12 protein-coding genes are annotated in these 13,582 nt (G+C 35.0%); 3 read left to right on the top strand and 9 right to left on the bottom strand.

Going from position 1 to position 13,582, the window contains the following annotated elements; genetic code table 11:
• Positions 1 to 7: 7 nt before the first annotated feature.
• The 5 genes from ACQKNI_RS23825 to ACQKNI_RS23805 form a co-directional block, all read right to left on the bottom strand.
• Complete coding sequence (locus ACQKNI_RS23825) at positions 8 to 1,291, bottom strand: PTS sugar transporter subunit IIC (protein ID WP_427282708.1); 1,284 nt, start codon at positions 1,289 to 1,291, stop codon at positions 8 to 10.
• Between the two features lie 11 nt (positions 1,292 to 1,302).
• Complete coding sequence (locus ACQKNI_RS23820; RefSeq protein ID WP_427282707.1) at positions 1,303 to 1,608, bottom strand: PTS sugar transporter subunit IIB; 306 nt, start codon at positions 1,606 to 1,608, stop codon at positions 1,303 to 1,305.
• A 488-nt stretch (positions 1,609 to 2,096) separates the two neighbouring features.
• Positions 2,097 to 2,930: a DUF3974 domain-containing protein gene (locus ACQKNI_RS23815; RefSeq protein WP_088233307.1), complete on the bottom strand. Its 834-nt coding sequence runs from the start codon at positions 2,928 to 2,930 to the stop codon at positions 2,097 to 2,099.
• 24 nt (positions 2,931 to 2,954) lie between these two features.
• Complete coding sequence (locus ACQKNI_RS23810) at positions 2,955 to 4,067, bottom strand: toxic anion resistance protein (RefSeq protein WP_427282706.1); 1,113 nt, start codon at positions 4,065 to 4,067, stop codon at positions 2,955 to 2,957.
• A 311-nt stretch (positions 4,068 to 4,378) separates the two neighbouring features.
• The gene (locus ACQKNI_RS23805) at positions 4,379 to 4,972 is read right to left on the bottom strand and encodes an O-methyltransferase (protein ID WP_088233309.1); all 594 of its coding nucleotides are present in this window, start codon (positions 4,970 to 4,972) and stop codon (positions 4,379 to 4,381) included.
• 305 nt (positions 4,973 to 5,277) lie between these two features.
• Between ACQKNI_RS23805 and ACQKNI_RS23800 the strand changes: the two genes are divergently transcribed.
• Positions 5,278 to 5,436 (top strand): hypothetical protein, encoded by a 159-nt coding sequence (locus tag ACQKNI_RS23800; protein WP_001100984.1) that lies wholly within the window; start codon positions 5,278 to 5,280, stop codon positions 5,434 to 5,436.
• A 375-nt stretch (positions 5,437 to 5,811) separates the two neighbouring features.
• Here the strand turns inward: ACQKNI_RS23800 and ACQKNI_RS23795 are convergent, their stop codons facing one another.
• On the bottom strand, positions 5,812 to 7,113 hold the full coding sequence (locus ACQKNI_RS23795) for an RNA-guided endonuclease TnpB family protein (protein ID WP_427282705.1): 1,302 nt from the start codon (positions 7,111 to 7,113) through the stop codon (positions 5,812 to 5,814).
• A gap of 518 nt (positions 7,114 to 7,631) precedes the next feature.
• On the opposite strand from ACQKNI_RS23795, the gene ACQKNI_RS23790 reads away from it, so the two are divergent.
• Positions 7,632 to 8,264: a cupin domain-containing protein gene (locus ACQKNI_RS23790; protein WP_427282704.1), complete on the top strand. Its 633-nt coding sequence runs from the start codon at positions 7,632 to 7,634 to the stop codon at positions 8,262 to 8,264.
• An 860-nt stretch (positions 8,265 to 9,124) separates the two neighbouring features.
• Here ACQKNI_RS23790 and ACQKNI_RS23785 read toward each other — a convergent pair.
• Together ACQKNI_RS23785 and ACQKNI_RS23780 are read right to left on the bottom strand one after the other, a co-directional pair.
• Complete coding sequence (locus ACQKNI_RS23785; protein ID WP_427282703.1) at positions 9,125 to 10,522, bottom strand: exosporium glycoprotein BclB-related protein; 1,398 nt, start codon at positions 10,520 to 10,522, stop codon at positions 9,125 to 9,127.
• A 730-nt stretch (positions 10,523 to 11,252) separates the two neighbouring features.
• Positions 11,253 to 11,867 (bottom strand): helix-turn-helix domain-containing protein, encoded by a 615-nt coding sequence (locus tag ACQKNI_RS23780; RefSeq protein WP_098840777.1) that lies wholly within the window; start codon positions 11,865 to 11,867, stop codon positions 11,253 to 11,255.
• 58 nt (positions 11,868 to 11,925) lie between these two features.
• Between ACQKNI_RS23780 and ACQKNI_RS23775 the strand changes: the two genes are divergently transcribed.
• Positions 11,926 to 12,510 (top strand): LysE family transporter, encoded by a 585-nt coding sequence (locus ACQKNI_RS23775; RefSeq protein WP_088233164.1) that lies wholly within the window; start codon positions 11,926 to 11,928, stop codon positions 12,508 to 12,510.
• 249 nt (positions 12,511 to 12,759) lie between these two features.
• Here the strand turns inward: ACQKNI_RS23775 and ACQKNI_RS23770 are convergent, their stop codons facing one another.
• Positions 12,760 to 13,503, bottom strand: coding sequence for an N-acetylmuramoyl-L-alanine amidase (locus ACQKNI_RS23770; RefSeq protein WP_088233163.1), 744 nt, complete (start codon positions 13,501 to 13,503; stop codon positions 12,760 to 12,762).
• Positions 13,504 to 13,582 lie beyond the last annotated feature (79 nt).

The raw sequence follows: 13,582 nt of genomic DNA, 5'->3' as shown, positions 1-13,582 counted from the left end.
ATAATGTTTACTGATTAACAGATTCCCCGTCACCGCTCTTTTCTATTTCAAGCATATTTTTGTCGTACATTTTAAAGAATGGTAAATAAATAAGGAATGATATTGCTATATTTATAAAAACTAATACAACTGCACGCCAATCTCCACCTGTAGCTAAATAAGCGCCAATTGGAGCTGGTAATGTCCACGGCGGCATTATATGAGTTGGTGTTACAAATCCCATTACAGTTGCAGCATACGCTATAGTAGCTGTTACTAGCGGTGTAATGACGAAAGGAATAATTAAAATTGGATTCAGTACAATCGGTAAACCGAAAATAACCGGTTCATTAATATTAAAAATTCCAGGTACAATACAAGTTCTCGATAATGCTTTCGAATATTTTGATCTACCAAATACAATCATCGCTAACACAAGACCTAACGTTGCACCCGAGCCACCAATCCAAATAAACCATTGATAAAACGGCTCTGGTGCAATGAATGGAAAATGGCTCGCACCACTCGCTACAGCTTCACCGTTCTTCCCTAAATACACATCCCAAAGCGGCCTCGCAACAGTTCCTACAACTGATACACCATGTATTCCGAAAGACCAGAAAAATGTAATTAAAAATACAGGTATAATAACGCCAAAGTAACTATCACCTGCTTTTACTAACGGGGCGGCTAATTTATCTACAACGTAATGTACATCAACTTTAAAAACAATCGTAATAAGACTCATAATAATAATAACGAAAGCTGCAGGTATAAGTGCTTCGAACGAACGCGATACTGATGGTGGTACTTGTTCTGGCATTTTGATTGTTACGTTATTCTTTTTACAAAATCTTAAAATCTCAACTGATAAAATAGAAACAATCATCGTCACGAATAATCCATGACCTCCGAGATTTGTCATCGGAAGCATAAACCCTTTTTTATCGATTAATTCAGGGGTTAATGTTAATAGCAGTGAACATACTGCAAGCTGCGCTCCCGATAAAGCATCTAACTTATAACTTTTCGCTAAATTATACCCTATTCCAAATGCTATATATAAAGACATAATAAACATCGTTAACCGATATGGTATTAATATACTTGTTTGATTTTTTAATGCCCAAACTGATATGAAACTATCTTTCGGTAATGGCGGAAATGCTACGATTAAAAAGAAACTTCCAACGATAATAAATGGTAACGCCGAAATAACTCCATCACGGATTGCTTGTAAATGCCTCTGTTCAGAAAGCCTTGCCATCGGTCCAGATAAATTTTTATCAAGAAACGTGACAAACTTATTCATAACGCTTCCCCCTAACTAATTAATTCATTTACAGTTTTCAATAATGTTGGTCCACCAAGCGGTGTGTATGCTTGCGGCGGAATGATACCGCACGGAACAGACTCCTGATCTGCCAGTTTTTTTACAGAATCAAATCGATGTCTAATTTGAGGGGCAACCATTACAACATCCCAACCATTCTTTACTTCTTCTTCCACCTCACTTGTTCCAATTGCATGCACTTCCATGTTTACACCCTTTTTCTCCGCCTCTTTTTTTAAAGCGCTTACAACAATTGCGCTGGACATTCCTCCAGAACAAACGAATAAAACCTTCATTATTGAATCCTCCTATGCTTATAAATTATTTCCTTCAAATGAAAGAAAGTTTCACTTTACTAACAAGCATATGAAGTAATGAAACGATTTAGTTATATTGAAAATAAATTTCATTAAAAATATTCCTCCTATTAAATTAATGTTTCAATATCATTTTCTCTCAATTGAAAGGCCAACCTGACCTCGGATAGTATTTTAAATAAACATATGATAGGAAGGCGTATAAATAATCGTTAAACGTTTATTATTGATATGTTGTATCGTCATCTTTTTTATTCCTTTCTCTTTTATTTCCACTCATATAACCAACCTATTCATAAAAGAAACCGTCCCATAATACCTTTTGGGACGGTTTCTTTTCATATTATGGCTATTATTAAATTATATCGTTAATACTGTAATTTCTGATTACAGTATTATTTCTATCAAAAATAAAAAGAGATCCCTCAAAAAAGTGATAACTTAAAACTTTTTTAAGGGAACCTCTCTTATTTATTCTTAAACTTCTCAGTCGCTGCTCTCATCTTCACATTCAAATCGTGATCAATGGAATCACGAATGTCTCGCTCTACTTCTTCCATTTCTTTTTTGAAATTTTGCAAGTAGATTTTTAATTCTTCTTCTTTTTCCGGTCGTTGTGACGGTGGTAATTGTACTACTAACGATAACATCGCAGTTAAATCTTTCATTAAGAACGTTTCAAGTTTATGCTGTTGTTCAAACATACGCTGCTCTTGATAGTATGGCAATGCATTCAATACTGAAATTGTAATGTCATCAACCGTTCTTTGTAATGAAGGATTGATTGAGCGCTTATACGCTTGAATTGTATTCAATGCATCTGGATATCGATCATAAAAATACAATTTATAAAACGATAAGTCTGTCGGTTTTACTGTTTGTTGTGATTCTTGCCTTAAGAAATCTTTCACTTTCATCGCAGCCACATCGATATCTTCATTTGTAAGCTTTTTCGTTGTTTTTGCCATTACATGTACTTTTTTCTGCTTTTCTTTCGGTAACATAGAGAATACTTGCTCTCTCGTACGTTGTCCTGATGTACAGAAAAGAGTATTTAATGTATGCTGTTCTTTCTTCCCTTCCGTACGAATCCAACGATAAAAGAGTGGGTGCTGCGTAAATTCTTGTAGAAACGGTATTGATTTATTCGATAACTTTTCTAAAGAATCGTGTGCTCTTTTATATGGTTTCGTCCATGAAAAATACAGTTTTCGTCCGAAATATACAACTAATACAACGACAGTAAATGCGATTAAAAGTAATGTACCTAATAGTACTAGTACTGTTTGAATGAAACTCATTTTTTCACCTCCTCTAATAATCTGTTATTTCCTTGGACGTTGAATGAGTTTCTGCTTCATCTCATCGTTAAATGTGTCTAGCTCAATAACGAATTTCTTACTAGATTCGATAATCCGTTCTGAAGATTTCTCAGAAGCTTCAATAGCCGCAAATACATTTTGGAATGATTCGCGTAATTTATCCATGCTAATAGCAGGATTTTCAAGCAACTTTGTTGTTTCTTCTGTATTTTGTTTTAACGCTTGAGAATTGCTTAATACCATCGATTCAATCGCTTCATTTGTCGCATTCACTGCATCAATTGTTTTACGTTGATTCGTTAATGCTAGCTGAATAGCAGCTGACACTGTTACAACGTTTTGCGTCATCGTAATGGCATTACGAATTGCTTCTGTTAATTTTTCATTATTTTTCTTAATAATGTCTACAGATGCGATAGATTGTAATAATACACTTTTTGCTTGCTGCATATTACGTGTACGTACAAGTATCTTTTCTAATGCATCATTAATTAATGGAATATCTCTTTGACGCTCTGGATTGTGTTTCTCAGCTTCTAGCATACCAGCAAGCTTTTTCCCTAAGTATACTTGTTTATCAAGAGCGTGAATTTTATCGTACGATTGTTCCTTAAGCATCTCAAGACCAACTGTATCTTCTTGTAAGTTATCACGGCCAATTAAAAGCGATCTTATAATCTCCTCAATTTGCTTATCTATAGACTGATATTTATGCACGTATGTTTCAAGAGGGTTTTTCTTAAATACTTTAAACATGATTTTTTTCATACCACTTGCTTTTAATGAATTCGGATCAAGTTCAGATACCACTTTTCGTAACTCTAACAATGTATTTGGAATTTCTTCATTTTTCCCATTCATCATCGCTGTTACAGGACGTTTTAACGCTGACAACGTTTGCCCTGCTGCTTGTTGCTCTTTATCCCCTAAATCTCCTAGCTGAGACAATACTTTTGATAAATCCGTATTTTGCTCGCTGTTTAACTTTTGTACATAAAGATCTGCTTCTTTATTCAGTTCCTCTAGTTCTTCATCTTTTATAACTGTATCTACTACTACCTCTACATTATTGTCTTTCACAATCGATACAGGTTCTTTTTTCTCGAGTTCAGTCAACAAAATCGCTCCTTTATTTATATGTGCGAATTTATATGCACTATATTTCATCTATTATATCGTATTTCATATACATTTTGACTGCTTGAAATCGATTTTTTAGAAATGCCTGTTTATGCAGTCATTCCCTGTTTCTTACTATAAGTATACCTGTAATCAACATAATTTTCCTCAGACTTAAGACCTAGAGAACAACATGCTGAAGACGGATTCTTCGTATGTTACCTATATAATTTGTGTTCTTCCTTTGTGCGGCGCTCATTTTTTGACAGCTATCCGCTTTCAATGTGATAATTACATTACGCTCACATCTATTTATTCTTTCGAGCTACGAATGCTCCCTTTTGAAACGCTAATAACACCGTTTCAAACGTATCATCCTCTTCGATCATTTTTATAAACTCAGCTAATTCACTTGCATGAGAAGTTGCATTATCGATAACAAGAAGACCTTTTGGTTGTAACATACGTTTAATATGCTCAAGCCACCACATATATTGCGTACGCTCTGAATCTAGGAAAATAAAATCAAATGAGTGATCTAATTGCGAATCTAAAAATGCCCCCGCTTCTTGATTATGAACATCGATTCTTTGCAAAAGGTTTGCCTTTTCAAAATTTACAAGTGCCTCTCCAACTCGTTCTGAAGAAAGCTCGACCGTTGTTACATTTCCATTTGTTTCTTCTACCGCATTTGCTATCCAAAGTGTAGAATAACCATTAGAAGTTCCAATTTCTAAAATGTTTTTTGCATTACACCCTTTAACTAAAATCGATAAAAATTGCCCCATCTCACGAGAAACATTCCTCAATTTTTCTTCCCGTGTTTTTTTATTTCTATCATGCTCTTCTCCATATTGTTCAAGTTGTAATAATAATGAATCTAAAGTATCCATTCTTTTCATCGCCTTTCCAAGCAATATGATGAAAAAGCTCTTGCTGCCCGTCTACTTTTTATTATATGCGAAACGAAAGCCTTTTTCCCGTTATATGACAAAGATTTATAATTTTTTATAGCATATTGTTTCGTTTTTTGGTAAAGTTAATTTCTACGTGCAATTATTCCATTCATATTATTTCACATTAAAATTGCAGTTATAAAATAATATAAACCCCATTGAAATGAATCGGTATTTCAAATTCAATTAAGCGCCCTTTTCGGACGCATTTTCTTTTGTTTATATATTTCTAGAGGAAAGGATGCTTACTTATGAACGTGATTAGCTTAGATGCTGCTAGAAAGCGAAAGCAGCACAAAAAATTAATGATTACTATACCGATTATTACACGTATTTATGAAGAAGACGGGGAAATTAAATTTGAGGTAGCTGGAGAGAAAGATGTACCTCTTGAAATGTTAGAAAAGTAATAAAATAAAGACGCATTCCCGTGAAATGCGTCTTTATTTTATATTTCCACATTTAAATGCATAAGTTTTTCAGGATTAACCATCATGTCAACTACCCCTACTGAGATGAAACGTTTCAGTGGAGGCTTGAGTTAGAACACTAGGTCTTTTCGGTCTATCGCTAGACAGTTTGACGCTCTAGCCTTCATGCCACCTTATGGTAACACCCCAAGTGTGTTTTTGGTTGGTACTGGCAACGAACGATCGTTTCCCCACTTGCACCACCCTTTCGAAAAAGAGCAGTTCTTCCTTGTGGAAGAAGCCACCACTCAGATGAATCCGGCGTGTGCTACAAGCCCCGACAAGTCGCGTACACATGGATGGTTGACGCACCCACTAAGCTATGCGCGAAGCAACAGCCTTACGTTTTTGCACTTCTAATAGAATCGGCGTTTTCACTTTGAGATTGTCATCCAATTGTACAACTCTTGATTTTTGCAATGTATTCAATGCACCGTTAATATCAGCGTGAATACATTTCCCTGATTTACTTTGGTACAGTCCACGCGTGATTCGTTTGCCACTAAAGCGATACTGAGTCCTATCATCCTTAGACCAAACTGGAACCGGATCTTTATCAAGAAAACTAGCTTTTGAAGTATAACTTTCTTCTTGTTTCAAAAATCGGATGCCTTCTTTTACACATTTATTCTCAATTGCTGCTATCAGTTTATGAAATGGAATTTGAACAAACTTTTGATTATTCTTTTTCCCCATATCAGATTTTTGTTTCCAACCAGCGTTATACCCTACAACAATCGTATCTATATCTAATTCTTTCATTTTTTTGAACAACAAGCCTACCGTTTGTGAAAGGTAACCATTGATTTGTCGTTCTCGTTTATGCCAAAGTGCAGCCATTTGATTCGTTACAACACGTTTTGAAATTCCATTTTCTATATTTTTCTGCTGTAGATTACGTATCATTTTGTTGAAGTACTGGTTAATAGATTTTAGTTTTTTTCCATCAATTAAAAATGTATCACCTGTATTTGTCACGCAACTTACTAATCTGTCTACACCTAAATCGCAACTCAAAGCGTTACTCGTAGTCGTGGATTGTTGCTTCATTTGAGAAACGTGCATGTCATATGTGTAATGCACCTCAAAGAACCGACTTTTTTGCTTTGGTACAATCTCAATATAGGAGATTTCTTTATTTCTTAAGTTTTTTGGCATACGTATTTTAATGGAGCCGAATTTTTTCCTGCATGCCACATTCATCGGAATCATCCAATACCCGTTCTCATCCACTTTTGGCACTTGATAGATTTCAATAATTCGTTTGTCAGTGGAAAGAGAGTAATTCGGAAACTTCGGACGACCTGTGAACTTCTCAGGATTTTTCTTCCACTGTTCCAACGCTTTAAAAAAGCTCTTCACTTCTGTAAATAAGGCTCTACGAATCGCTTGAACAGAATTTGATTGCATACCCCAGTAGTTCATATCAGTTTGCATAGCAGTGTCCACTTCTTTTACAGTAGCCATTTTATTATAGGTCAAATAACTTTGTTTAATGGTGTACAATCCAACATTTCGCAGTGCTTTTGAACTATGCGACATGCGCTGAAGTAAACAAAATTCTTTAGCTGTGAGACAAGCTCGTCCAATATTCTGTTTCTGCGTGAATCGTTGCATAGTTTCTCTTTTCTTTTGTTTCCGTAATACTTTCACTGCTTTCTAGCCATTGTTTTCACCACCTTTCTTAGAGGGTTCATTAATTTTTTTTGACAAATCAATATTGGGAACGAAATGGAACAAAATGTGAACATGTTCTTCATCGTAATTCCTTTTGGTTCAAGTATCCAAATGATTATGATTATCATTATCTGATTTCGTTGTCCTACGATATATTCCCTCCTTATCTAGGGCAGATTATATCTTAAGACAAAAGAAACAAAATTGTTTCGTCTACCTGCTGATGGCAATTCATCTCCACCTGAATTGTTGGGCTTCACCCGTAACACAAATCAGATGGAGTCTTCTTGCCGAAAAGGATAAATATCCATATTAACATTATTATAAATACGAAGTACCACCTACGTTATTTATGAAATAGGTAAATTTATTATGATACCGACAACTGCACATAACAAACACTAGACACATATCCTAATTTTGTACCTTACTTACTAATAGAAAGGCGGGTAATACAAATGACTTCCAATATCGACTACACATCTCCTTCAACCAATTTCACTTATGACTTGGGTAAAAGTAATTTTTTTACGAAAGATGCCCAAAATTATATAAACGTTCTTGGCATAAAACAATTAAACACTTTAGAAAATACTTCTTTATTAGATATTTATTTAAGTACAGGTAATGTTGTAGAACCACATATTCATCAAAATGCAGCTGAACTTGTTTACTGTATTTCTGGGTCTGCTGTTGTTTCTTTACTTAATCCATTTACGAATCAAATATTAAACTTACCGATTCAACCAGGGCAGGTTGCCAACATTCCGCAAGCATGGTGGCATTATGAAATCGCTTCAACAGATCATACTCATTTATTAGCGATTTTCGATGCTCCAACCCCAGAAGTTATTTTCGGTTCTGATATTTTAAGATTAACTCCCGCTAATATAATGGCTCATACTTATTGCCTCAATGAACAACAATGGAAACAAGCGGTATCCCCTATTCAATCTACTACGGTAATTGGCCCTTCGGCAAACTGTAATCAAAACCGAGGAATGATAAATCCACCAACTCAGCCGCCTAATCCACAACAAAATTTATATTACCAAGATTCATATTATTTCCCACCATATTGGGGCTACTGATTTAAGTCATTTCTATTAAAAAAATCTCCTCGGAAAACCCTTGGAGATTTTTTTCATATCAACATCTTAATTTCCTATTCTTTATCGTAACGATTAATAGAGCTAGTACATATAATAATTATATATTTAATTGGAGGTGATAGTACTATGAGTAATTATAACTATCAACAAAACTACACTCATAATAAAAATAGTAGCTCGTCAACATCCTCTCAGTCTTCGAATTCTCAATCTTCCAATTCCCAATCGCAAAGAGATTTAGCCGAACAAGGCTATGTAAAGAAAAAAGGATGTAACTGTAATAAAAATAAGTAAAACATTTCAAAAATACTATATTCAGCCATAAAAATTAATACTATTTTTATAAAATGCACCTATAGGATAGAAACTAAAAAGTCTATTCTATAGGATATTTCTTGTATAATGAGAGAAAATTGAAATCGTAGAAGGTTCAAAATGACAATTTTGAACCGAAAGAGATATTCAAATTCTATCAAATAACCCATACATAAAATCTGTAAGTCAGAGAAGTGCGTAAAGAAGATGACTCCTGCTGGATACAAAAATCCTCTTCTTGATGTTGCCTAACTTTTTTCAAAATGTCCTTTACAAAGGGTACTGATTATTAGTAGTATTCCTTTTTAATTTTTCCAAAATTCAAACTTAAATCTAACACTCTAAGAATAAAATTATCTATATTAGTATACAAATTGTATAAATGCTAGAACTATATCCTAAAATTATAACTGTGTCTAAATACACCTAATTCCATTAGGTGCTCAAATACAATTATTTAACAGAAAAGGCGCAATCATTAAGATTACGCCTTTTCTTCTTAACATAGTAACATTCTCTTGTACCTAAAGAATAGTTACCCCTGCACTCGCAAAACCAGCTACAGTAGTAGCTACCCCTAGACCTGTAGTAGTAATAGAGAAAACCATTAACAAACGTGTCTGTGGAGTTACTGGAATCCCTAGTCCAGTTATAATATTATTTGCAAACTTACCAACGGCTATTGGAAACGGTAGAGCAGGTGCTAGTGTTACAGTAGTACCTAGTACCGGTGAGAAGATATCATCAGGTGTTGTAGAACTATATAACTGCGCTGTAACGGTTGCACTTCCTATAACCAAAGCTGCTGACGCCGTTACACTAATATATGCCGCAATTGAATCAATTACCCCGTTACGTGGTACAGAAAAAGCAAAATTTAGAAGTCCACCTGAACCTGACAAATCAATATTTCCACCAAGTAAAGATGGAGTAGGCGCAGAATTTCCAAATCCGATTAGCCCACCAGTACCAGCTAGACCATTTGCAAGCGACGTTAATACAACAGGTATCCCCGAAGCAAACGGAATAATAGCCCCTGATCCAGTCGATCCTGTTGCTCCTGCTGGACCTGTTGCTCCTGCTGGACCTGTTGCTCCTGCTGGACCTGTTGCTCCTGCTCCTGTTGCTCCTGCTGGACCTGTTGCTCCCGCTGGACCTGTTGCTCCTGCTGGACCTGTTGCTCCTGCTGGACCTGTTGCTCCTGCTGGACCTGTTGCTCCTGGGTCTCCTGTTGCTCCCGTTGCTCCTGCTCCTGTTGCCCCCGCTGGACCTGTTGCTCCCGCTGGGCCTGTTGCTCCCGCTGGACCTGTTGCTCCTGCCGGGCCTGTTGCTCCTGCTCCTGTTGCCCCCGCTGGACCTGTTGCTCCCGCTGGGCCTGTTGCTCCCGCTGGACCTGTTGCTCCTGCTCCTGTTGGACCTGCCGGACCTGTTGCTCCTGCTGGGCCTGTTGCTCCTGCTGGGCCTGTTGCTCCTGCTCCTGGAGTAGCAGCAATTAGTTGAACTAATAAGTTTAATAGAATTTGTAAACATGCAGGGTCAATAATTAACGAATAGAAGAATGGTGGAAGAGCGCTGTAGAATTGTTGTAATAAGGAAAGTAATTCGCTTAAGTTTGGATTAGGAGATTGTAGTACAGTGATAATACTTTGAATTAATTGTTTTAAATATTTACCTTCTGAAGAAGGTGGTAATTCATTTAGTAAATCCAGTAGTTGCGTAAACAAGCCGAGTAAAACTAATCTGTTTGCGTTACTTGGATTTGCAAAAAACGCTGCAACTGCCGAAATTAAAGATTTTAGTATAGCTTTTAATCGCCCTAATTGCTCATTAGAAATTGGAACTGTTTGTGGATTATTACAACAATCTGGTGTAAAAACTATCGGATTGCAGTGATTATGACCAAAACAATTATTATGTGTCATTTATTTCCTCCTTACTTATTTTGTATTTGAGTGTTTTCCTATTTTAAGAACAATATGAAATGTAATAAAAAAAGAATTTATATTATATGTTTAACTTAAAATAGAAAACATGAATTATAATTAAAATACTATTTAATTATGTTCATGACTCACATATTAATTATATGTTTTTAATAATTGACTGCTTAGATTATTCACCTAAACTGAAGAGTTTATTTTATTTTTCCACGTTTATCTCTTAGGTCCAAACACACATTTTAATTTGAATACAAAAACTCAAATTAACCATTAACTTATATTCCGCAAGTAACAACACCACTTTTCACATATAAATATAGATTATTTCTTTACTAAAACTGGGTTTGCCTTTAAATAGGAAGCCGTTTCTATTATAGAAAGTTCTCATACAATATAGCGGACAAGTTATTCTATACTTCAAATAAAATATGAAAAGATATGAAATTTAATTACCAATCATTCAACCATTTATGGCATCTAGAAGATTTACATCCCCTTCTACCCATGTTACATTAAATGTGAAGACAGTTTCTCCTTTACGAACCATCTCAATACGTATTTGCGGAACACTCTCCAGTCCTATACACGAGAACAATACTATGTTGACACTCAAATGAGTGTCTTTTTTTGTGAATTACAAAAATAAAAACCATCTCTCAAAGATGGCCTTATCATTACACCTTTCTTTATATTACTAAATGTAAGTGCACGCTTATGAAACAGGATAATAAATTGTCATGCTTAATCGAGTTAATGTTCGACCAGAATTTTTATAAGTGTGCGATCTATCCGCCATAAAGCGAATTGAATCTCCGTTACTTAATGTATATTCGCAATCATTTACTTCAACTATCAATTCTCCTTCGAACACTGTTATAAATTCTTCCGTTCCTTCTTTATGCGCTTCCGAACTTAATCTTCCTCCTGTTTCAATTTCAATTGTATAAATTTCAAAATGTCTATCATCTTGGAAAGGAAAAGAGGTATAAATTTTATATTTCCCATTGTCTTCAGACAATACTTGAACATCATTTCGTAAAACAACTTTCGTATCCGGCTGTGGATTATTGATTAAGGAAGTAAAAGACACTTTCAATCCATTTGCAATTTTCCATATTGTTGTTAACGTAGGACTTGATTCTCCTCTTTCAATTTGTCCAATCATCGTTTTACTTACACCAGTTAATTGTGAAACCTTTTCTAAACTTAATTTTTCTTTCTCTCGAATTATTTTTAAATTTTTCGCCAGAATAAGTTGAATTTCTTCCATAAAAAACACCTCTACACTATATACAATATAACGACCGTTATGTATAATAAAAAGCACACGTTATATTGTTCTTTTCGGTCATTATAACATACTATTTTATCAGGAGGGTTTTGAAATGCCTATATTTTCTTTTTTATTATTTGTTTTTATAAGTAGCTTCACACCCGGTCCTAACAATTTTTTAGCGATGACATATGCCAATCAACACGGGTTAAAGAGGAGCATACAATTTTGCATTGGCGTAGCTCTTGGTTTTTTCATACTTACTTTCTTATGCAGTTTCTTTAATGTTGTCCTCATTAATATACTACCCATAATCGAATTACCTTTAAAAATTTTAGGTGTAGCGTACATGCTATATTTAGCTTTTAAAATACTTACTAGTAAAGGCAATACAGAGCCCACTGAAAAAAGTAATACAAACTTATTTACAGTGGGGATTTCCCTTCAATTTGTTAACCCTAAAGGGATATTATTCGGACTGACTGTAGTATCGACTTTTATACTCCCTTATTACCAATCTTATTTAAGCTACGTTTTCTTTTCCTTATTTCTAGGTTTAGTCGGTTTAATGAGTACGTTTAGTTGGAGCCTATTCGGTTCAATGTTTCAAAAAATATTATTAAAACATACTCGATTATTTAACATCCTTATGGCTATTTTATTAGTTTTCAGTGCATTTTCAATTGTAGTAAATTAAATTCAAATCCTATATTTCTTTTCTTATTAAAGATATTTTTCACCAATAAAGTTGAGATTCTCAATGTATTTTCCACTTACGGGCAGTCCACTACCTAACCTAATTCCTTTGCATTCGCCTAATTTTGAGATAGGCATCTTACTGCCCAGCAAATAGCGGGATAAAATTAGAAAAAGAGGATTACTAAAAACAAGTAGTCCTCTTTTTCGATCTATCGCTATTTAACTCTGCCACTAAACCAAAATATTTTTATTTAACTTCATACCACCAACCTTTACGATCTAGGTAGTCCGTCATTCCATTAAGTTGTGCATCTGAAGTTGGTTCAGAAATAAAATACGTTAAACCATCAGATTGTAAGATGAAATTAGCTGTCATTTTTAAGGACGTTAATGCCCCCATAACATCAGGCGTTTCATATGGTGAAAAAGCTCCTGATTGGATGATATTTTTTTTTGATGGTGGAGGCGGAGTTGCCCCACCTGATTGTCCAGTTAATGCGTATACAATTGAATTTGCAATCTTATCTGGATTCCATTTTGCCATATCTGCTTCATTATCTATAAATCCAAGTTCAATTAAAATTGCCGGTGCCTTTGTATTCGCTAACACGTAAAGATCTTTTCGTTCCTTCGCACCACGATTTGACCAACCAATATCTTTTGAAAGTTGCGCTGCTACTTTTGCTGCTAACGCCTGCTGGTCATAGTAAAGCACTTCAACACCATTAGCATTCGTATCGTACGAGTTTAAGTGAAATGAAATGACTAAGTCTACATCGTGCGAATTCGTTTTTGCTACAATGTTGCTTAAATTTTGTGCTTGTGTTGTTCCTACCTCATCAGTATCATCATAAACTGTATGTCCCAATGCTCTTAATTTATTTACAACTGCATCCTTAATTTGTCGATCCATAATGTGCTCTTTCCGATTCCCATAATTTGCACCCTGTACTATACTATTGTGGCCTCCATGTAAACTATATCTAGCCATTTTTCTACATCTCCTTTTTTATTAATATATTCAAAGCTCGTCTTATTGTCCGACCAAATATCCAATATAGTTACAACTA

It is taken from the genome of Bacillus sp. NPDC094064, assembly GCF_050279585.1.
Taxonomy (GTDB): domain Bacteria; phylum Bacillota; class Bacilli; order Bacillales; family Bacillaceae_G; genus Bacillus_A.
This window is presented reverse-complemented; position numbering and strand designations above follow the sequence as displayed.

Excerpts from the sequence above, each read along its gene's own strand:
- ACQKNI_RS23795 (WP_427282705.1), bottom strand. The coding sequence starts at position 7,113 with ATGCAACGATTCACGCAGAAACAGAATATTGGACGAGCTTGTCTCACA.
- ACQKNI_RS23815 (WP_088233307.1), bottom strand. The coding sequence starts at position 2,930 with ATGAGTTTCATTCAAACAGTACTAGTACTATTAGGTACATTACTTTTA.
- ACQKNI_RS23825 (WP_427282708.1), bottom strand. The coding sequence starts at position 1,291 with ATGAATAAGTTTGTCACGTTTCTTGATAAAAATTTATCTGGACCGATG.
- ACQKNI_RS23790 (WP_427282704.1), top strand. The coding sequence starts at position 7,632 with ATGACTTCCAATATCGACTACACATCTCCTTCAACCAATTTCACTTAT.
- ACQKNI_RS23805 (WP_088233309.1), bottom strand. The coding sequence starts at position 4,972 with ATGAAAAGAATGGATACTTTAGATTCATTATTATTACAACTTGAACAA.
- ACQKNI_RS23785 (WP_427282703.1), bottom strand. The coding sequence starts at position 10,522 with ATGACACATAATAATTGTTTTGGTCATAATCACTGCAATCCGATAGTT.
- ACQKNI_RS23775 (WP_088233164.1), top strand. The coding sequence starts at position 11,926 with ATGCCTATATTTTCTTTTTTATTATTTGTTTTTATAAGTAGCTTCACA.
- ACQKNI_RS23800 (WP_001100984.1), top strand. The coding sequence starts at position 5,278 with ATGAACGTGATTAGCTTAGATGCTGCTAGAAAGCGAAAGCAGCACAAA.
- ACQKNI_RS23820 (WP_427282707.1), bottom strand. The coding sequence starts at position 1,608 with ATGAAGGTTTTATTCGTTTGTTCTGGAGGAATGTCCAGCGCAATTGTT.
- ACQKNI_RS23770 (WP_088233163.1), bottom strand. The coding sequence starts at position 13,503 with ATGGCTAGATATAGTTTACATGGAGGCCACAATAGTATAGTACAGGGT.